Annotated in this window: 21 protein-coding genes and 1 tRNA gene; 11 read left to right on the top strand and 11 right to left on the bottom strand. The window is 64.3% G+C overall.

What is annotated here, in order from left to right; genetic code table 11:
* Nucleotide 1: 1 nt before the first annotated feature.
* The 6 genes from ACQ7JA_RS13245 to gpmA form a co-directional block, all read right to left on the bottom strand.
* The gene (locus ACQ7JA_RS13245; RefSeq protein ID WP_430898380.1) at nucleotides 2–472 is read right to left on the bottom strand and encodes a GspH/FimT family pseudopilin; all 471 of its coding nucleotides are present in this window, start codon (nucleotides 470–472) and stop codon (nucleotides 2–4) included.
* A 9-nt stretch (nucleotides 473–481) separates the two neighbouring features.
* Nucleotides 482–922, bottom strand: a complete 441-nt coding sequence (gene gspG / locus ACQ7JA_RS13240) for a type II secretion system major pseudopilin GspG (RefSeq protein WP_430898378.1) — start codon at nucleotides 920–922, stop codon at nucleotides 482–484.
* A 124-nt stretch (nucleotides 923–1,046) separates the two neighbouring features.
* Nucleotides 1,047–1,811, bottom strand: coding sequence for a HesA/MoeB/ThiF family protein (locus tag ACQ7JA_RS13235; protein ID WP_430898376.1), 765 nt, complete (start codon nucleotides 1,809–1,811; stop codon nucleotides 1,047–1,049).
* Nucleotides 1,812–1,858: 47 nt separating this feature from the next.
* On the bottom strand, nucleotides 1,859–3,337 hold the full coding sequence (locus ACQ7JA_RS13230) for a S41 family peptidase (protein WP_430898374.1): 1,479 nt from the start codon (nucleotides 3,335–3,337) through the stop codon (nucleotides 1,859–1,861).
* A gap of 8 nt (nucleotides 3,338–3,345) precedes the next feature.
* Complete coding sequence (locus ACQ7JA_RS13225) at nucleotides 3,346–4,764, bottom strand: murein hydrolase activator EnvC family protein (protein WP_430898485.1); 1,419 nt, start codon at nucleotides 4,762–4,764, stop codon at nucleotides 3,346–3,348.
* An 8-nt stretch (nucleotides 4,765–4,772) separates the two neighbouring features.
* Nucleotides 4,773–5,519, bottom strand: coding sequence for a 2,3-diphosphoglycerate-dependent phosphoglycerate mutase (gene gpmA / locus ACQ7JA_RS13220; RefSeq protein WP_430898372.1), 747 nt, complete (start codon nucleotides 5,517–5,519; stop codon nucleotides 4,773–4,775).
* 89 nt (nucleotides 5,520–5,608) lie between these two features.
* On the opposite strand from gpmA, the gene ACQ7JA_RS13215 reads away from it, so the two are divergent.
* From ACQ7JA_RS13215 to ACQ7JA_RS13195, 5 genes are all read left to right on the top strand, one after another.
* On the top strand, nucleotides 5,609–6,010 hold the full coding sequence (locus tag ACQ7JA_RS13215; RefSeq protein ID WP_430898370.1) for a rhodanese-like domain-containing protein: 402 nt from the start codon (nucleotides 5,609–5,611) through the stop codon (nucleotides 6,008–6,010).
* A 22-nt stretch (nucleotides 6,011–6,032) separates the two neighbouring features.
* On the top strand, nucleotides 6,033–6,296 hold the full coding sequence (grxC, locus tag ACQ7JA_RS13210) for a glutaredoxin 3 (RefSeq protein ID WP_430898368.1): 264 nt from the start codon (nucleotides 6,033–6,035) through the stop codon (nucleotides 6,294–6,296).
* A gap of 149 nt (nucleotides 6,297–6,445) precedes the next feature.
* A complete protein-coding gene (gene secB / locus ACQ7JA_RS13205) occupies nucleotides 6,446–6,904 on the top strand; it encodes a protein-export chaperone SecB (RefSeq protein WP_258826588.1) in 459 nt (152 codons plus the stop codon).
* Between the two features lie 89 nt (nucleotides 6,905–6,993).
* Nucleotides 6,994–7,434 (top strand): SH3 domain-containing protein, encoded by a 441-nt coding sequence (locus ACQ7JA_RS13200; protein ID WP_430898366.1) that lies wholly within the window; start codon nucleotides 6,994–6,996, stop codon nucleotides 7,432–7,434.
* A 19-nt stretch (nucleotides 7,435–7,453) separates the two neighbouring features.
* A complete protein-coding gene (locus ACQ7JA_RS13195; protein ID WP_430898364.1) occupies nucleotides 7,454–8,494 on the top strand; it encodes an NAD(P)H-dependent glycerol-3-phosphate dehydrogenase in 1,041 nt (346 codons plus the stop codon).
* A 164-nt stretch (nucleotides 8,495–8,658) separates the two neighbouring features.
* Here ACQ7JA_RS13195 and ACQ7JA_RS13190 read toward each other — a convergent pair whose 3' ends face one another.
* The 4 genes from ACQ7JA_RS13190 to mscL all read right to left on the bottom strand — a co-directional run bounded on the left by ACQ7JA_RS13190 (nucleotide 8,659) and on the right by mscL (nucleotide 11,387).
* A complete protein-coding gene (locus tag ACQ7JA_RS13190) occupies nucleotides 8,659–9,033 on the bottom strand; it encodes a cupin domain-containing protein (protein ID WP_430898362.1) in 375 nt (124 codons plus the stop codon).
* Nucleotides 9,034–9,050: 17 nt separating this feature from the next.
* Nucleotides 9,051–9,743 carry a DUF2461 domain-containing protein gene (locus ACQ7JA_RS13185; protein WP_430898360.1) on the bottom strand — a complete coding sequence of 231 codons (693 nt, stop codon included), beginning with the start codon at nucleotides 9,741–9,743 and terminating at the stop codon, nucleotides 9,051–9,053.
* Between the two features lie 18 nt (nucleotides 9,744–9,761).
* A complete protein-coding gene (locus tag ACQ7JA_RS13180) occupies nucleotides 9,762–10,907 on the bottom strand; it encodes a Do family serine endopeptidase (RefSeq protein ID WP_430898483.1) in 1,146 nt (381 codons plus the stop codon).
* A 69-nt stretch (nucleotides 10,908–10,976) separates the two neighbouring features.
* Nucleotides 10,977–11,387 (bottom strand): large conductance mechanosensitive channel protein MscL, encoded by a 411-nt coding sequence (gene mscL / locus ACQ7JA_RS13175; RefSeq protein WP_430898358.1) that lies wholly within the window; start codon nucleotides 11,385–11,387, stop codon nucleotides 10,977–10,979.
* Nucleotides 11,388–11,614: 227 nt separating this feature from the next.
* Here mscL and petA point away from each other — a divergent pair, with 227 nt between their 5' ends.
* From petA to ACQ7JA_RS13145, 6 genes are all read left to right on the top strand, one after another.
* Nucleotides 11,615–12,229: a ubiquinol-cytochrome c reductase iron-sulfur subunit gene (petA, locus tag ACQ7JA_RS13170; RefSeq protein WP_430898356.1), complete on the top strand. Its 615-nt coding sequence runs from the start codon at nucleotides 11,615–11,617 to the stop codon at nucleotides 12,227–12,229.
* Between the two features lies 1 nt (nucleotide 12,230).
* Complete coding sequence (locus tag ACQ7JA_RS13165; protein ID WP_430898354.1) at nucleotides 12,231–13,646, top strand: cytochrome b; 1,416 nt, start codon at nucleotides 12,231–12,233, stop codon at nucleotides 13,644–13,646.
* Nucleotides 13,647–13,668: 22 nt separating this feature from the next.
* Entirely contained in the window at nucleotides 13,669–14,430 is a 762-nt protein-coding gene (locus tag ACQ7JA_RS13160; RefSeq protein ID WP_430898352.1) for a cytochrome c1, read from the top strand.
* A gap of 99 nt (nucleotides 14,431–14,529) precedes the next feature.
* Nucleotides 14,530–15,141 (top strand): glutathione S-transferase N-terminal domain-containing protein, encoded by a 612-nt coding sequence (locus tag ACQ7JA_RS13155; RefSeq protein WP_026354566.1) that lies wholly within the window; start codon nucleotides 14,530–14,532, stop codon nucleotides 15,139–15,141.
* Nucleotides 15,142–15,267: 126 nt separating this feature from the next.
* Entirely contained in the window at nucleotides 15,268–15,759 is a 492-nt protein-coding gene (locus ACQ7JA_RS13150) for a ClpXP protease specificity-enhancing factor (protein ID WP_430898349.1), read from the top strand.
* A 25-nt stretch (nucleotides 15,760–15,784) separates the two neighbouring features.
* A tRNA-Thr gene (locus tag ACQ7JA_RS13145) sits at nucleotides 15,785–15,860 on the top strand.
* A gap of 54 nt (nucleotides 15,861–15,914) precedes the next feature.
* Here ACQ7JA_RS13145 and ACQ7JA_RS13140 read toward each other — a convergent pair.
* Nucleotides 15,915–16,418, bottom strand: a complete 504-nt coding sequence (locus ACQ7JA_RS13140; RefSeq protein WP_430898347.1) for a glycoside hydrolase family 24 protein — start codon at nucleotides 16,416–16,418, stop codon at nucleotides 15,915–15,917.
* Between the last annotated feature and the right edge of the window lie 121 nt (nucleotides 16,419–16,539).

The raw sequence follows: 16,539 nt of genomic DNA, 5'->3' as shown, positions 1-16,539 counted from the left end.
ATCACTCGACAGTGAAGTGGCCGACGCCGTCGGCACGGATCGCCACGGCATTGTTGCCGGACGCCAGGGTCAGGACAAAAGGCTTGTCGACCGGTTCGCGTCCGAAGGTGATGCGCAGCTGGTTCGGATCGACGCCCGGGTTCGGTTCCAGCACAAGGCGCAGCGGCGCCCCCTTGAAGGGACGTTCGCGCAGCAGGTCGTCGCGGGTGACCGGCTCCCAGCCGGTGTCATTGCGCACGATGAAGCGGTAGCGTTCGGCATTGGCCTCGAAGGCCACCAGGCGGTTGCGCACGATCGCCTCGTCGCGCGCCAGCTGCAGCAGCAGGGCCAGGCGCTGGGCCTCTTCCTGCAGGTTCTGGCGCGGCGAGGGAATCGCGTTGAGCGAAGCGAGGCCCAGCGTGATGCCGATGATGACCATCACGACCAGCAGCTCCACCAAGGTGAAGCCGCCTGGGGTGCGCTGGGCGCGCATGGAAAAACCTTATTCCCAGGAACCGACGTCGGCATCCTCGCCGGTACCGCTGGGCTGGCCATCGGCGCCCAGCGAGAACACGTCCACCTCGCCATGGATGCCGGGCGACAGGTACTGGTAAGGGTTGCCCCACGGGTCCTTCGGCAGCTTTTCCATGTAGCCGCCTTCTTTCCAGCCGTTCGCGGCCGGGCCGGCGGTCGGCTTGGTGATCAGGGCCTGCAGGCCCTGTTCGGTGCTCGGATAGCGCTGGTTGTCGAGCTTGTAGAGCTTGAGCGCCTGCATCATGGTGGCGATGTCGGTCTTGGCGGCGGTCACGCGCGCCTCGCCGGTTCGGCCCAGCAGTTTCGGCACGACCAGGGCGCCGAGGATGCCGATGATGACCACGACGACCATGATCTCGACCAGGGTGAAACCACGGGCGCGCTTGAAACGTTGCGAATCGATGTGCATGGATGTCTTTACAAGGATGTCGGTTGAAGGCTGACAGTATAAGGCCACATGGTGGCAGGGGCTACCGTGTGCACGTAGGAAATTGTAAAGATTTTGGCCCGTTTAATCCTGTCTTAATCCGGTCTTATTCATGTGCTATTGCACGGTTTGCACACACCGGACAAGAGGGATTGCGGGCGACCCGGACCGTGCTCCAGTCCATGGCGCGTCCGTCCAGCAGCAGCAGGCGCCCGGCGAGCGGCTCGCCGATGCCCGCCACCAGCTTCATCGCCTCGGCCGCCTGCATGGCCCCGACCACGCCGACCAGGGGCGCGAACACGCCCATGGTGCTGCAGGCCACGTCCTCGAAACCGCTGTCCTCGGGGAACAGGCAGGCGTAGCACGGAGCCTCGGGCCGGCGCGTGTCGAAGACGGCAAGCTGGCCGTCGAAGCGGATCGCGGCGCCGGAGACCAGCGGCCTGCCCTCCTCCACGCAGGCGCGGTTGATGGCGTGGCGGGTGGCGAAGTTGTCGGTGCAATCGAGTACGACCGTGGCGCTTCGCACGAGTTCCCGCAGGCGCTCGCCGGCGACGCGTTCGCGCAGGGCGGTGACCTCGATCTCCGGGTTGATGGCCAGCAGGGCCGCGCGGCCTGACTCGACCTTGGGCTGGCCGATGCGCTCGCTCGTGTGCATGACCTGGCGCTGCAGGTTCGTCAGGTCGACCTCGTCGTCGTCGACCAGGGTGATGTGGCCGATGCCGCCGGAGGCCAGGTACAGGGCGGCGGGCGAACCCAGGCCGCCGGCGCCGATGACGAGGGCATGGGCGTCGAGCAGGCGCTGCTGGCCGTCGATGCCGATGTCGTCGAGGAGGATGTGGCGGGAGTAGCGCAGGAGCTGGTGGTCGTTCATGGGGAAGTCGCATCGGAACCCGGCGCAGGCCGGGATCCGATTGAGCATTACTTCTTGGCCGGCGCCTTGATCTCGGGCGGCTTGGTCTCCGCCCCCGGCAATGCCTTCGGCGCCGCCGGCTTCGCGTCTTCCGGATCCGCCTTGGCCAGCTGCACGGGCTGCCCCTTGAAGTGATTGATCGCCTGCGCCAGCTGGAAGTCGTCCTTGCTGCCGTAGTCGAGCGGCTTGCGGTCTTTCAGCTGGGCGACCGCGCGCTGCTGGGCTTCCAATGCCTCTTTCTGGTCCTTGGCGGCCGGCGTCTTCTCGGCCTCGCCCGCCAGGTGGCGCTGCAAATCGGATTCGCGCACGCGCAGCACCGCCAGGGCGTCGCCCTCGGCGGTCTCGTCCACGCGCATGTCGGGGACGATGCCGACGGCCTGGATCGGGCGGCCTTTCGGGGTGTAGTAGCGCGCGGTGGTCAGCTTGACGGCGGTGTCGGGCGAGAGCTGGCGCAGGGTCTGCACCGAACCCTTGCCGAAGGTCTGGCTGCCCATGACGATGGCGCGCTTGTAGTCCTGCAGGGCGCCGGCGACGATCTCGGAGGCGGAGGCCGAGCCGCCGTTCACCAGCACCACCATCGGTACGGTTTTCAAGCCCGCGGGCAGGCCCGCCAGCGGGTCGGCGCCGCGCTGGGCATAGTATTCGCGGCGGCCGTAGAACTGCTGGTTGGAGTCGGCCAGCTGCCCCTTGGTCGAGACGATCAGCTGGTCGGGTTTCGGCAGGAAGGCGGCCGACACGCCGATCGCGCCGGGCAGCAGGCCACCCGGATCGTTGCGCAGGTCGAGCACCAGGCCCTTGATCTCGGGGTTCTCGGCGTACAGGGCCCTGGCCTTCCTGGCCAGCTCCTCGACGGTGTTTTCCTGGAACTGGCTCACGCGCAGCCAGGCGTAGCCGGGCTCGACCATCTTGGCCTTGACGCTCTGGACCACGATTTCCTGGCGCTGCACCGGCAGCACCCAGGGGCGGTCCTCGCCGCGGCGCGCGATGGTGAGCGTGACCTTGCTGCCGGCCTTGCCGCGCATGCGCTTGATCGCCTCGTCCAGCGACATGTTGCGCACCGGGACATTGTCGATGCGGGTGATCAGGTCGCCCGCCTTGATGCCGGCCTTGTGCGCCGGCGTGTCCTCGATCGGGGCGACGATCTTGACGTAGCCGTCTTCGCTGGCCACCTCGACGCCGACGCCGACGAACTTGCCGGCCACCGCTTCCTTCATCTCGCGGAAGGCCTTCTGGTCGAGGTAGGTCGAGTGCGGGTCGAGCGAAGCGACCATGCCGCCGATGGCTTCGGACAGGAGCTTCTTGTCCGAGACCGGTTCGACGTAGTCGGTCTTGATCAGGCCGTAGACATCGGCCAGCTGGCGCAGCTCGTCGAGCGGCAGCGGCGACTCGACGCCTTTCTGCGCATAGGCCGAGAGCTGGAAGGTGGCGGCCACGCCGGCCACCATGCCAAGTCCGATGAGTCCGAGATTCTTCGCCTTGCTACCCATGTATGTCCTTAGAATTTGACCCAGCTCGCAGGGTCGAAGACCTTGCCGCGATACCTGAGTTCAAAGTATAGCCCCGATTCCTCGTTGCCGCCGGTATTGCCCGCGCTGGCGATCACCTCGCCGGGGCGCACCATGTCGTTCACGCGCTTGAGCAGGGCCGAGTTGTTGCCGTAGACCGACCAGTACTCGCCGCCGTGGTCGACGATGAGCATATTGCCCCAGCCGCGGATCCAGTCCGCGTGCACCACGCGGCCTGCTGCGACGGCGCGCACTTCGGTACCTTCCGCCGCCTTGATGAACATGCCTTTCCAGCTGACGCCTTCGCCGCGGCGCGTGCCGAAGCGGGCGGCCACGGTGCCGTTGACCGGCGGGCTCAAGCGGCCCTTGAGGGCGGCGAAGGCACCGGCTGGAGCCGGCGGCGCCAGCGGGACTTCCTGCGGCGGCGGCGCGCTCGGCTTCTCCACCGGCTTGGGCTGCTCGGCCACCTTCGGCGGTTCCGGCTCCGGCGCCGGCTTCGTGCCAGGCTTGGCGTTCTGGCGCGCGATGCGTTCGCGCTCGGCCTTCTCGGCGGCGGCCTTGGCTCGCGCCAGGGCGCGCGCCTTCTCTTCCGCCTCGGCCTTGGCCCTGGCGGCGGCCAGCGCGGCCTGGCGGCGGCGCTCGGCTTCGGCCTGCTCGCGGATCAGGATGGTCAGGCGGTCCACCAGGGCCGTCATGCGTTGTTCGTCGCGCTGCAGGCGGTCGGCCTGCTTGCGCTGGTCGGACAGGCGGGTCGACAGGTTCTGCAGCAGCGCGGCGCGCTTGCCCTTTTCCTGTTCCAGCCTGGCCTTCTGTTGTTGTTGCTCCTGTGCGATTTCCTGCAGCTCGAGCTGGGCGTTCTCGACCTTGTCGCGATTGGCCTCGACCTCGGCCAGGTTGGCGCGCAGGGAGTCCAGCAGCTTCGCCTGCGCCTGCGAGACGTAGGCCATCATCTGCAGGTCGCGGTTGATGCGGTTCGGGTTGTCGCCGGACAGCAGCAGCTTGATCCGGTCTTCGTTGCCGGCCACGTAGTGCTCGCGCAGCAACTGGGACAATTGTTTTTTCTGCTTAACAATTGTCTCCTGCAGCCGCTGCCCCTGGGTCGACAGGTCGTTCAGGCGGGTGCTGGTGGCGTCCTGCTCCTCGGCCAGGTCGCGCAGGGCGCGGTTGGCGTCGGAGATGGCCGCCTCGGACTCGGCCAGCTCGTCGGCGGCGTCTTCGCGCGCGTCCTCGGTGCGGGCGATGTCCTTGCGGATCGCCTCCAGCTTCTGCTTGACGCCCAGGCGCTGCTTCTCCGCAGTCGCCTTCTGGCGGCTGCGTTCGGTCTGGCGCTGGGCCTGGGCGGGGCTGGACAGTGCGAGGGCCAGCAGCGCGCAGATCAGCGCACTGCCGGCGGACTTCGTGGATGGCAAACGCAAGCTTACTTCGCCTTCCCTTGGCTGGCCACGGCCGCCACGGCGGCGGCGATCGCTTCCTGGTCGCCCAGGTAGTAGTGCTTGATCGGCTTCAGGTTTTCATCCAGCTCGTACACGAGCGGCTGGCCGTTCGGGATGTTCAGGCCGACGATGTCGCTGTCGCTGATGTTGTCCAGCATCTTGATGATGGCGCGCAGGCTATTGCCGTGAGCCGAGATCAGGATCTTCTTGCCGGCGCGGATGGCCGGCGCGATCTCCTCGTCCCAGGCCGGCATCACGCGGGCCACGGTGTCCTTCAGGCACTCGGTCAGCGGGATCTGCTCTTTCGACAGCGACGCATAGCGCGGATCGTTGAAGGAGGTGCGCTCGTCGCCTTCTTCCAGCGCGGGCGGCGGGGTGTCGTAGCTGCGGCGCCAGACCAGCACCTGCTCGTCGCCGAATTTCGCCGCGGTTTCCGCCTTGTCCAGGCCCTGCAGGGCGCCGTAGTGGCGCTCGTTCAGGCGCCAGTCGTTCTTGACCGGCAGGTACATCATGTCCATCTCGTCCAGCGCCAGCCACAGGGTGCGGATCGCGCGCTTGAGCACCGAGGTGTAGGCCACGTCGAAGGTGAAGCCGGCTTCCTTGAGTACGCGGCCGGCGGTCTTCGCCTCCTTGATGCCCTTCTCGGTCAGGTCGACGTCGGTCCAGCCGGTGAAGCGGTTTTCCAGGTTCCAGGTGGATTCGCCGTGGCGCATGAATACGATTTTGTACATAAGCTCTTCTTCGGTTAAAAGGTGCGATTGAAATCCGGTCCGGCATCTATTTTATAATGCGCCGATTCAGTTCAACCATTGGAACCCTTGTGAAATTCATTCTCGATAATATCTTCGTGGTGGCGATTGCCGTGATTTCCGGTCTTGCTCTGCTCTGGCCAGCCCTCGCCCCGCGCGGCAAGCGCGCCACCGCCCTGCAGGCGACGCAGATGATCAACCGCGGCAAGACCCTCGTGCTCGACGTCAGGACGGGCGAGGAATTCGCGGCCGGGCACCTGCGCGACGCGAAACACATCCCGCTGGCAGACTTGGGCAATCGGATCGGCGAGCTGGAAAAGTCGAAGAACCGCACCGTGATCGTCGTGTGCCAGACCGGCGCGCGCGCGGACAAGGCGGTGCGGCTGTTAGCGGCGGCAGGCTTCGAGGACGCGCACGCGCTCGAGGGCGGCCAGGCAGCCTGGGTCGCGGCCGGCCTGCCGGTAACCAAGTAAACCCTTTTAGGAAGGAAGTAAGATGACCCAACACGTCGTTCTCTACCACACCGCCAGCTGCCCCTATTGCGTGCGCGCCGAGCGCCTGCTCGAAGCCAAGGGCGTGACCGACATCGAACGCATCCGCGTCGACCTGGACCCGGAACAGCGCCAGATCATGATGCAGCGTACCGGCCGCCGCACCGTGCCCCAGATCTATGTGGGCGACACCCACGTGGGCGGTTTCGACGACCTGTACGCGCTCGACCAGGCGGGTCGCCTGGATCCGTTGCTGGCTGGACAGTAAGTACGTACTTCGGCCCGCCTTGACGGGCTTCGGGGCCTGCCTCGGCGGGGGTATTGCATCCAAATTGATTTTGATACAATTGCCCTCGCGTTTGACCAAAGCACCGGGACGGCGCGTCCGTCCACCATTACTTAAAACGAAAGCGTTCCATGTCCGACGAAAATCTGCAACCAGTATTCCAAATCCAACGCGTCTACCTGAAAGACATGTCGCTGGAACAACCGAATTCCCCGGCCATCTTCCTCGAGCAGGAAGCCCCGACCATCGAAGTGTCGCTGGACGTCGGCGCCGAAGGCATCGCTGAAGGCATCTACGAGTCGACCGTGACCATCACCGTCACCGCCAAGGTCAAGGACAAGGTCGCTTTCCTGGTCGAAGGCAAGCAGGCTGGCATCTTCGAAGCCCGCAACATCCCGGCAGAACAGATGGATCCGCTGCTGGGCATCGGCTGCCCGAACATCGTGTACCCGTACCTGCGCGCCAACATCGCCGACGTGATCAGCCGCGCCGGCTTCCCGCCGGTGCACCTGGCCGAGATCAACTTCGAAGCCTTCTACGCACAGCGCCAGCAGGCGATGGCACAAGCTGCCGCCGCTCCGGCACAATAAGTTGTCCCCCTGCGGATGCCGCTCTGCGGCGTCCGCTGCCTCCCCGGCGTCCCGCTTCCCCGCGGCGGCATGATCCTCCTGGACCCGCCATGAACCCACACCGTTTTCTCGCAAGCCTGCTCCTGGTGGCAGCGCCAGCCGTGTTCGCCTTCGAATTCAAGAGCGTCGGCGCGCCTTCGGTGATCCTCTACGACACTCCTTCGCCCAAGGGCACGAAGATGTACGTCGCCCCGCGCGGCATGCCGCTGCAGGTCGTGTCGAGCTATGGCGACTGGGTCAAGGTGCGCGACGCCAACGGCGAGCTGGCCTGGACCGAAGCCAGGGGATTGAGCGCCCGCCGCAACGTGATCGTGCGCACGCCCGGCGCCAAGGTGTTCGCCGGGCCCGACGAGAATGCCCAGGTATTGATGACGGCCGACAAGGGCGTCGTGCTGGAACTGGTCGACCCGACCGCGCTCGCCTGGATCCGTGTGCGCCACCGCGACGGCATCAGTGGCTACGTCCGGTCGAACGATATCTGGGGCCTGTGATGTCCAAAGGCGAAACCACATGCTAGAACAGAAAAAACCTACCAAGCCTACCAAAATCGCCGTCCTCGGCGCCGGCGCCTGGGGCACCGCCGTGGCGATCGCGCTCGCCCATCGCCACGACGTGCTGCTGTGGGGCCGCAATCCCGCCCAGATGGCCGAGACCGAGGCCGCGCGCGAGAACCTGCACTACCTGCCGGGCCATCCGCTCCCTGGCGCCCTGCGCGTGAGCGCCGATTTCGAGGGAGCCCTGGCCCATGTGATCGATGCCGGTCTTGAGGATGCGCCGCTGCTGATCCTGGCCTGCCCGGTGGCCGGCCTGCGCCCGCTGCTGGGGCAACTGAAGGGCCGCAAGATCCCCAACGCCGTGTGGCTGTGCAAGGGCTTCGAAGCCGGCACCAGCCTGCTGCCGCACCAGGTGGCGGCCGAGGTGCTCGGCAACGACATCCCCGTCGCCGCCCTGTCCGGGCCTTCGTTCGCCCAGGAAGTGGCGCGCGCCCTGCCCTGCGCGCTGTCGGTGGCCTCGACTTCCGACACCTTGCGCGAACGCGTGGTGGCGGCGGCGCACGGCAACAATATGCGAGTCTATTCCTGCGACGACATGATCGGCGTGGAAGTGGGCGGCGCGGTCAAGAACGTGATGGCGATCGCCACCGGCGCTTCCGACGGCCTGGGACTGGGCCTGAATGCGCGCGCGGCCCTGATCACGCGCGGCCTGGCCGAGATCACCCGCCTGGGTGTGCACCTGGGCGCCCAGGCGCATACCTTCATGGGGCTGACCGGCATGGGCGACTTGATCCTGACCTGCACCGGCGACCTGTCGCGCAACCGGCGCGTGGGCCTGGCGCTGGCGCAGGGCAAGCAACTGGACGCCATCGTGGCGGAACTGGGCCACGTGGCCGAAGGCGTGCCCTGTGCGAAGTCGGTGCGCGAACTGGCGCGCAGGCTGGGGGTGGATATGCCGATCACCGAGGCGGTGGCGGCGGTGCTGTTCGATGGGGTGCCGGCCACCGAGATGGCGCAGCGCTTGCTGGCGCGGGATCCGCGGGATGAGCTGGCCTGAGCTTGATAAGGGAGGCACCAGCGGCGCTGATGCCGTTGGGTTAGTAGGGTGGACGGCTATGCCGTCCGCGCGTTCAAACAGTGCGTGAACTGCATACGCAGCATCCATTCACATGGAAGCTGAACGCGCGCACGGCATAGCCGTGCACCCTACGATCCTAGTCTCTAGTTGCCGGAACCGCGCGGATCCTTCGTCGGCCCACCCGTGCGCACCGGCCCCAGCAGGATGGTCATGAGGCCCACCGCATCCTTGTTGGCGCGAATCGCATGCGGCTCCCCGCCCGCCAGGTAGACCATCTCGTTCGGCCGTAGGATCGTCGTGCGTCCGTGCGCATCGAAGGCGATCTCGCCCTCCAGGCAGACGAGGGTCATCTCGCCCTCGACCCGGTGCTCGGGCATCGGTTTTTCCTTCGGCAGCACGAGCCGGATCAGTTCCATGTGCTCGGTCTTCACCAGCGCGATCGAGGTGAAGTGGGCGATGTCGTCGTCGCCGCGTTGCAAGGCGATGCGTTCGCCCGATACTGCGTGTTGCAAGGCCATGTGTCGCCCTCCTCTGTCTAGTCTTCTTCCTGGAACACCTCCGGCACGCTGCGCAGCCAGGTGACCAGCGCGAACGCGTCCTTCATGCCGCTGGCCAGCTGCGGCACCAGCAGTTCCGGGCGGTTCAGCAGCAGCGGCACTTCGATCCACACGAAATAGCTCTTGAGCTTCAGGTATTCGACCAGCGGGTGGTTCGGGTCGACGCCCTTCGGCGGGCGCTGCAAGGTGTCTTCGAACTGCAGGTCGCCGTAGGTTGCGCGGAGATGCTTATTCTTCAACATTTTCTGGAAGCCTGTCGCATCGTTGACGACGTGCTCGCGAATGGCTTTCAGGCGGTGCGCCGGCGGCAGGTACTCGCCTGCGCCGAACAGCAGCCTGCCGTCGGCCTCGATGTGGAAGTAATAGGTCGGCCCGCCCGCGGCGCTGGGACGGCGCTTGTTCAGGGGCGCGATGCCGGCCGAGAAATGGGTTTTATAAGGCCGCTTGTCCTTTGCGAAGCGCACATCGCGGTGGATGCGGAACAGCGCCTTCTTGGGGTCGCAGCCGGCCACCTGCTTGTCGAACGCGCCCAGCTCCTTGATGAGTTCCGTGACGACGTCGAGGAATTCCGCGCGCAGGATGTCGTAGCGCGGCTTGTTCATGATGAACCAGGGACGGTTGTTGTTCTCGCTGAGCTCGCTTAAAAATTGCGTCAGGTCACGCAGGTGCATGCAATGATTCCAGAATTGTTATTTGAGGCGCGGGCGCTTGCCGACGGTGACGTCGAGCGTGGACTCGCGGTTCTTGCGCAGGATGCGCAGCGGGGCTTTTTCGCCCGGCTCGAGCTGGGCGATCAGGTTGAGCATCTCGCTGGTGTTCGCCACTTCCTTGCCGCCGACGGCGACCAGGATGTCGCCCGGGCGCATGCCGGCGCGGTCGGCCGGTCCGCCGCGCACCACGCCGGCGATGATGGCGCCGCTGTTCTTGCCGAGGCCAAAACTCTCCGCCAGCTCCGGCGTGATGTCCTGCGATTCGATGCCGATCCAGCCGCGCACCACCTGGCCGTGCTTGACGATGGCGTCCAGCACGTTCTTCGCCGTGCTGACCGGGATGGCGAAGCCGATGCCTACCGAGCCGCCGGTCTGCGAATAGATCGCCGAGTTGATGCCCAATAGATGGCCGTTGGTGTCGACCAGCGCCCCGCCCGAGTTGCCGAAGTTGATCGCGGCATCGGTCTGGATGAAGTTCTCGAAATTGTTGATGTGCAGGTTGTTGCGGCCCAGCGCAGAGATGATGCCGAGGGTGACGGTCTGGCCCACGCCGAAGGGGTTGCCGATCGCCAGCACCACGTCGCCCACGCGCGCGGCTTCCGGATTGCCCAGCACCATCACGGGCAGGTTGCGCGCCGCGATGCGGATCACGGCGAGATCGGTCTCGGGGTCGGTACCGACGATGCGCGCCGCCGCCTTCCTGCCGTCGGCCAGGCCCACCTCGATCACGTCGGCGCCCTCGACCACGTGGTTGTTGGTCAGGATGTAGCCGTCGCCGCTGACGATGACGCCCGAGCCGAGGCTAGCCATCTGCTCGTCGGGCGGCATGCGGTCGCCGAAGAAGCGACGGAAGAAGGGGTCCTTCAGCAACGGATGGGTCTCGCGCGAGGCCTTGCTGGTGAGGATATTGACCACGGCCGGCATGGCGCGCCCGGCCGCCTCGCGGTAGCTGCCGGAGGCCGGCAGCGCCGCGCCCTGCAGCACCGGCACGGCGGCATTGCCGGAGCCGATCCGCACCTGGGTCGGGGCGCGCTCAAGCCACTCGGGCCGCATGGCGGCGACCACGAAATACAGCGCCAGCGCCACCGTCACCACCTGGGCGAACAGCAGCCACAAGCGCCGCATTGCCCCGGGCTGGCGCCGGGGACGGATGGCTTGCGGGCGAAGCTCGTGGACGCTGTCGTTCACTGTGGCCTACTTTTTCAGGGAGTCGCGAATGTCGCGCAGGAGCAGGATCTCTTCCTTCTCGACAGCCGTCGGCGCGTCGACAGGGCCGCGCAGGCGGTTCACGATGCGCACCATCTGGAAGATGACAAATGCCAGCAGGATGAAGTTCAACAAAATCGTCAGGAAATTGCCGTAAGCGAGGACGGCGCCTGCCTTCTGCGCCTCCGCCAGCGGCAGATTCGTGCCCTGGCCGTTCAGCGGAAGGTAGTAATTCGCGAAATCGAGGCCGCCGAACAACATCCCGATGGGCGGCATGATGACATCCTTGACGAGCGAATCGACGATGCGTCCGAAGGCGCCCCCGATGATGACACCAACCGCAAGATCGACGACGTTGCCGCGCATTGCGAATGTTTTGAACTCTCCCAGCATGGACATGGTTACTCCCTTCGTTGTTATTGAACTAAGCAGGTTGATGATACCCCAAGCTTTTATGCTGCGGATGCACACATGTTTCCGAAGACGGGACAGGCACGAATATTCCATCTGGATGTGTCCGCTTGATAATTTTTTTCCAATCGGTATTGCCCTTCACATATAATTTTGTGTTGCTGGAAGCTCTTTATTAATTCTTAAGATTCGTATTTTCACGGAGTGGGGTTGGTATGAGTAATGAAAAGCAGGTCGATTCAGGCCGACGCGGACTGCTGGTGGCAACATGCGCCGCAGGTGGCGTCGTAGGGGTATCCACGGCGGGCGTCCTCGTCAGCACCTTCCAGCCGTCCGAGCGCGCGAAAGCCGCCGGCGCCCCCGTCGAAGTCGACATCTCCGACGTCAAGCCCGGCGAGATGAAGGTCGTCGAATGGCGCGGCAAGCCGGTCTGGATCCTGCGGCGCACTCCGGAAATGATGGCCACCCTCGAGAAGGACAGCGGCGAACTGGCCGATCCGAACTCCGAAAAAGTCTTCCAGCTGCCGATGCCCGAGTACGCGAAGAATCCGTACCGCGCCAGACCCGAGCACAAGGAAGTGCTGGTCACCGTCGGCATCTGCTCGCACCTGGGCTGCTCGCCCTCCTCGCGCCTGGCCGCCGGCCCGCAACCCAACCTCCCGGACAACTGGCCGGGCGGCTTCCTCTGCCCCTGCCACGGTTCGACCTTCGACCTCTCGGCCCGCGTGTTCCAGAACAAGCCGGCGCCGACGAATATGGATGTCCCGCCGTACATGTACCTGTCCGATAACAAGCTGGTGATCGGCAAAGACGAAAAAGGAGAGGCATAACATGGGCGCTCCATTCAAGGAAACGCAAGTGCCGGCCGACGCGCCGGTCGGCGCCAAGGCACTGGCCTGGGTCGACGACCGCTTCCCGCTGTCGAAGCTGTGGAACGACCAGTGGGGCAAGTACTACGCACCCAAGAACTTCAACATCTGGTACCTGTTCGGCTCCCTGGCCATGCTGGTGCTGGTGCTGCAGATCGTCACCGGCATCTTCCTGACCATGCACTACAAGCCGGACGCCGCCCTGGCCTTCGGCTCGGTCGAATACATCATGCGCGAAGTGCCCTGGGGCTGGCTGGTGCGCTACATGCACTCGACGGGCGCCTCGATGTTCTTCATCGTGGTCTACCTGCACATGGCGCGCGGCCTGATGTACGGCTCCTACCGCAAGCCGCGCGAGCTGATCTGGCTGTTCGGCTTCGCGATCTTCCTGTGCCTGATGGCCGAAGCCTTCTTCGGCTACCTGCTGCCATGGGGCCAGATGTCCTACTGGGGCGCCCAGGTGATCGTCAACCTGTTCGGTGCGATTCCGGTCATCGGCCCGGACCTGTCGCTGTGGATCCGCGGCGACTACGTGGTGTCGGACGCGACCCTTAACCGCTTCTTCGCCTTCCACGTCATCGCCCTGCCGCTGGTCATCCTCGGCCTGGTGGCGGCCCACCTGATCGCGCTGCACGAAGTCGGCTCGAACAACCCGGACGGCATCGAGATCAAGGACAACCTGGACGCCGACGGCCACCCGGTCGACGGCATCATGTCGCACCCCTACTACTCGACCAAGGACTTCTTCGGCGTGTCGGTGTTCCTGCTGATCTTCTCGGCGGTCGTGTTCTTCGCGCCCGAGATGGGCGGCTACTTCCTGGAATACAACAACTTCCTGCCGGCCGACTCGATGAAGACCCCGCCGCACATCGCGCCGACCTGGTACTTCACCCCGTTCTACTCGGTGCTGCGCGCGACCACCGCGGACTTCATGTACGTGCTGATGGCGGCGACCGCCGCCTACGTCGTGTTCATCTGGCTGAAATCCCGCCTGGCCTACAAGACCAAGGTCGCGATCGCCGTCATCGGCCTGGTCCTGATCGTCGGCATGCTGCCGCAGGTGCTGGATGCGAAGTTCTGGGGCGTGGTGCTGTTCGGTTCCTCGGTGGTGATCATCGCCTTCCTGCCGTGGCTGGACCACTCGCCGGCGCGCTCGATCCGCTACCGTCCGGACTGGCACAAATACGTGTACGCCCTGTTCGGCCTGTGCTTCGTGGCCCTGGGCTACCTGGGCACCCAGCTGCCGACGCCGGCCTACACCATCATCTCGCAAGTGGCGACCCTGCTGTACTTTGCGTTCTTCCTGTTGATGCCGTGGTGGAGCACGATGGGCCGGTTCAAGCCGGTCCCGACGCGCCTGACCTTCACGCCGCACTAATCACGAGCACAAGGACAAGAACATGAAATTTGCGAAGAAACTGATCGCAGTCCTGGCCCTGGTGCCGGGACTGGCATTCGCCGCGGAAGGCGGCTTCCCGCTCGAGCGCGCCCCGGACCGCCACGACCTGTCGTCGCTGCAGAACGGCGCCAAGCTCTTCATCAACCACTGCCTGAACTGCCACTCGGCATCGAGCATGCGTTACAACCGCCTGCGCGACCTTGGTCTTACCGAGAAGCAGATTCAGGACAATCTGTTGTTTTCGCAAGACAAGGTTGGCGGCATGATGACGACGGCGATGCGCCCGGACGACGCCAAGGCCTGGTTCGGCGCCGTGCCGCCGGACCTGTCGGTGATCGCCCGCGCGAAATCCTCGCCCTCGGGCACCGGCGCGGACTACCTGTACACCTACCTGCGCACCTTCTACAAGGACGATGCCCGCCCAACCGGCTGGAACAATATGGTGGTGCCGAACGTGGCCATGCCGCACGTGATGTGGCAGCAGCAGGGCATCCGCCAGGCGAAATTCGCCGACGAGAAGGATCCGCACGACGCCGGCAAGACGATCCACAAGTTCGTCGGCTTTGAACAGGTATCGCCGGGCACCATGACCCAGCAGGAGTTCGACACCGCGACTGCCGACCTGGTTGCCTACCTGAGCTGGATGGCTGAGCCAGCGCAAGGCCAACGTAAGAAGTTGGGCGTTATTGTGTTGATCTTCCTGTCCATTTTCGCCTTCCTGGCCTGGCGCCTGAACGAATCGTACTGGAAGGAAGTGAAGTAAATTCGCTTTCATTGCCCGGTTGGCTATAATACGGGCAATCATTTTTCGGGGTGAATCGCTAGGCGCTTCACCCCATTGTTTCTTGAAGGACTACAAACCATGATGGTTCTCTACTCCGGCACCACGTGCCCCTTCTCCCAACGCTGCCGCCTGGTCCTGTTCGAAAAGGGCATGGACTTCGAGGTGCGCGACGTCGACCTGTTCAACAAGCCGGAAGACATTTCGACCATGAATCCCTACGGCCAGGTGCCGATCCTGGTCGAGCGCGAACTCATCCTGTACGAATCGAACATCATCAACGAGTACATCGACGAGCGCTTCCCGCACCCGCAGCTGATGCCGGCCGACCCGCTGATGCGCGCCCGTGCCCGCCTGATGCTGTTCAACTTCGAGAAGGAACTGTTCGTCCACGTGCACACGCTGGAAAGCGAGCGCAACAAGACGAACGACAAGAGCCACGACAAGGCCCGTTCGGAAATCCGCGACCGCCTGACCACCCTGGCGCCGCTGTTCCTGAAGAACAAGTACATGCTGGGCGACGAATTCTCGATGCTGGACGTCGCGATCGCTCCGCTGCTCTGGCGCCTGGACCACTACGGCATCGAGCTGTCGAAGACCGCCGCCCCGCTGATGAAGTACGCCGAGCGCATCTTCTCGCGTCCGGCCTATATCGAAGCGCTGACACCGTCGGAAAAGGTGATGCGCCGCTGATGGCTTGTGGCGGGCGCTTGCCGTCCGCCGCAGCATCTCGATTCAGTACACGCCGGTTTCGGACGCCCTCATGGCGAATCCGGTAAACTGGCGTGGACGACAAGTATTGTTTATTGACCCCAACAAATGTCAGAGATCTCCACCAAGCCCTACCTGCTGCGCGCCATCTACGAATGGTGCACGGACAGCGGCTACACGCCCTATCTCGCGGTCAAGGTCGACTCCGCCACCACGGTGCCGATGGAATACGTCCGCAAGGGCGAGATCATCCTGAACATCAGCTACGGCGCCACCTCGGGCCTGAAGATGGACAACGACGCGATCCACTTCCGCGCGCGTTTCAATGGGGTTTCGCGCGAGCTGTACATTCCTGTGCAGAACGTGCTGGCGATCTATGCGAACGAGAACGGCCAGGGGATGGCCTTCGAGGTGAACGTGACGGCGGCGGAAATGCCGGCGCCTGCGCCTGCTTCGTCGCCATCGGAAGAAGCGTCGGCGCCGGCCCTGTCGGCGGTGCCTGCAAAGGCAGATGTACCGGCCGAGACGACTTCAGCGCCTGACGGTGACGACGAGCCGCCGAAGAAGGGCGGACGCCCGACCTTGACGCGCATCAAATAGCGTATAATCGTTGTTCTAAGATTAAGCCGACTTAGCTCATCAGGTAGAGCAGTTGATTTGTAATCATCAGGTGGCGGGTTCGAGTCCTGCAGTCGGCACCAGTCATTTAACGATGAGCCCAGCCTTTGCTGGGCTCATTGCTTTTGGTCTAACGATCAAGCGACTTCTCCGCCTGCTGAAACGTAGGCCGAAAGGAACTTTTCGAAGGGGAGATAGCGCTGTGGCGGATAATGGTTCCGCTGCCCCGGTCCCTTTGGCAATGCGGCCCAGGTTTTGGCTACTTTCGGCATGACGGCCGCAATCTCGCCAGTCTTGATTTGATCAATGACACCGAGGCTCCGCAGGATTTCGACTGCGATCAGGTCTTGCGTGCGTGGAGAGAAGTCATTCAACCCCAGCTTGCCGCCGTGGTGTTCCCAGGTGGGTCGGGTGATCTGGTACATTCCCGCTGCCGTCGTTTTCCCGTCAATGCCCGGTCCTGGATGCGTTGACGTGTCCTGAAACCTCCAACGATCGTTCAGGCGCCCCTTGAGCGCACCATATTTGAAGTCATAGCCGCCACCTTCCGCCTCGGCGATTGCCTTGAGAAAAGCTAGAACGTTCGGATGTGACAGGTGTGCTTCGTTCGCCACACGGCGTTCCAAGATACGCTTGTCCATATGGCCTCCTCGTTGAGCAGTCCTGAACTAATCTTAGGAAGCCGTAGAGATGGACAGTTGAGAAAGCGCAGACTTGAAACAGGGTTTGATCAAACGCTTGCCTGGTGAGCAAATCGCTTAC

This window comes from Massilia sp. BKSP1R2A-1 (assembly GCF_050586525.1).
Lineage (GTDB): Bacteria > Pseudomonadota > Gammaproteobacteria > Burkholderiales > Burkholderiaceae_D > Telluria.
Note: the sequence above shows the minus strand (reverse complement) of the source record. Positions and strands in the feature narration are given on the sequence as shown.

Excerpts from the sequence above, each read along its gene's own strand:
- ACQ7JA_RS13245 (WP_430898380.1), bottom strand. The coding sequence starts at position 472 with ATGCGCGCCCAGCGCACCCCAGGCGGCTTCACCTTGGTGGAGCTGCTG.
- gspG (WP_430898378.1), bottom strand. The coding sequence starts at position 922 with ATGCACATCGATTCGCAACGTTTCAAGCGCGCCCGTGGTTTCACCCTG.
- ACQ7JA_RS13235 (WP_430898376.1), bottom strand. The coding sequence starts at position 1,811 with ATGAACGACCACCAGCTCCTGCGCTACTCCCGCCACATCCTCCTCGAC.
- ACQ7JA_RS13230 (WP_430898374.1), bottom strand. The coding sequence starts at position 3,337 with ATGGGTAGCAAGGCGAAGAATCTCGGACTCATCGGACTTGGCATGGTG.
- gpmA (WP_430898372.1), bottom strand. The coding sequence starts at position 5,519 with ATGTACAAAATCGTATTCATGCGCCACGGCGAATCCACCTGGAACCTG.
- grxC (WP_430898368.1), top strand. The coding sequence starts at position 6,033 with ATGACCCAACACGTCGTTCTCTACCACACCGCCAGCTGCCCCTATTGC.
- secB (WP_258826588.1), top strand. The coding sequence starts at position 6,446 with ATGTCCGACGAAAATCTGCAACCAGTATTCCAAATCCAACGCGTCTAC.
- ACQ7JA_RS13200 (WP_430898366.1), top strand. The coding sequence starts at position 6,994 with ATGAACCCACACCGTTTTCTCGCAAGCCTGCTCCTGGTGGCAGCGCCA.
- ACQ7JA_RS13195 (WP_430898364.1), top strand. The coding sequence starts at position 7,454 with ATGCTAGAACAGAAAAAACCTACCAAGCCTACCAAAATCGCCGTCCTC.
- ACQ7JA_RS13190 (WP_430898362.1), bottom strand. The coding sequence starts at position 9,033 with ATGGCCTTGCAACACGCAGTATCGGGCGAACGCATCGCCTTGCAACGC.
- ACQ7JA_RS13185 (WP_430898360.1), bottom strand. The coding sequence starts at position 9,743 with ATGCACCTGCGTGACCTGACGCAATTTTTAAGCGAGCTCAGCGAGAAC.
- ACQ7JA_RS13180 (WP_430898483.1), bottom strand. The coding sequence starts at position 10,907 with ATGCGGCGCTTGTGGCTGCTGTTCGCCCAGGTGGTGACGGTGGCGCTG.
- mscL (WP_430898358.1), bottom strand. The coding sequence starts at position 11,387 with ATGTCCATGCTGGGAGAGTTCAAAACATTCGCAATGCGCGGCAACGTC.
- petA (WP_430898356.1), top strand. The coding sequence starts at position 11,615 with ATGAGTAATGAAAAGCAGGTCGATTCAGGCCGACGCGGACTGCTGGTG.
- ACQ7JA_RS13165 (WP_430898354.1), top strand. The coding sequence starts at position 12,231 with ATGGGCGCTCCATTCAAGGAAACGCAAGTGCCGGCCGACGCGCCGGTC.
- ACQ7JA_RS13160 (WP_430898352.1), top strand. The coding sequence starts at position 13,669 with ATGAAATTTGCGAAGAAACTGATCGCAGTCCTGGCCCTGGTGCCGGGA.
- ACQ7JA_RS13155 (WP_026354566.1), top strand. The coding sequence starts at position 14,530 with ATGATGGTTCTCTACTCCGGCACCACGTGCCCCTTCTCCCAACGCTGC.
- ACQ7JA_RS13150 (WP_430898349.1), top strand. The coding sequence starts at position 15,268 with ATGTCAGAGATCTCCACCAAGCCCTACCTGCTGCGCGCCATCTACGAA.
- ACQ7JA_RS13140 (WP_430898347.1), bottom strand. The coding sequence starts at position 16,418 with ATGGACAAGCGTATCTTGGAACGCCGTGTGGCGAACGAAGCACACCTG.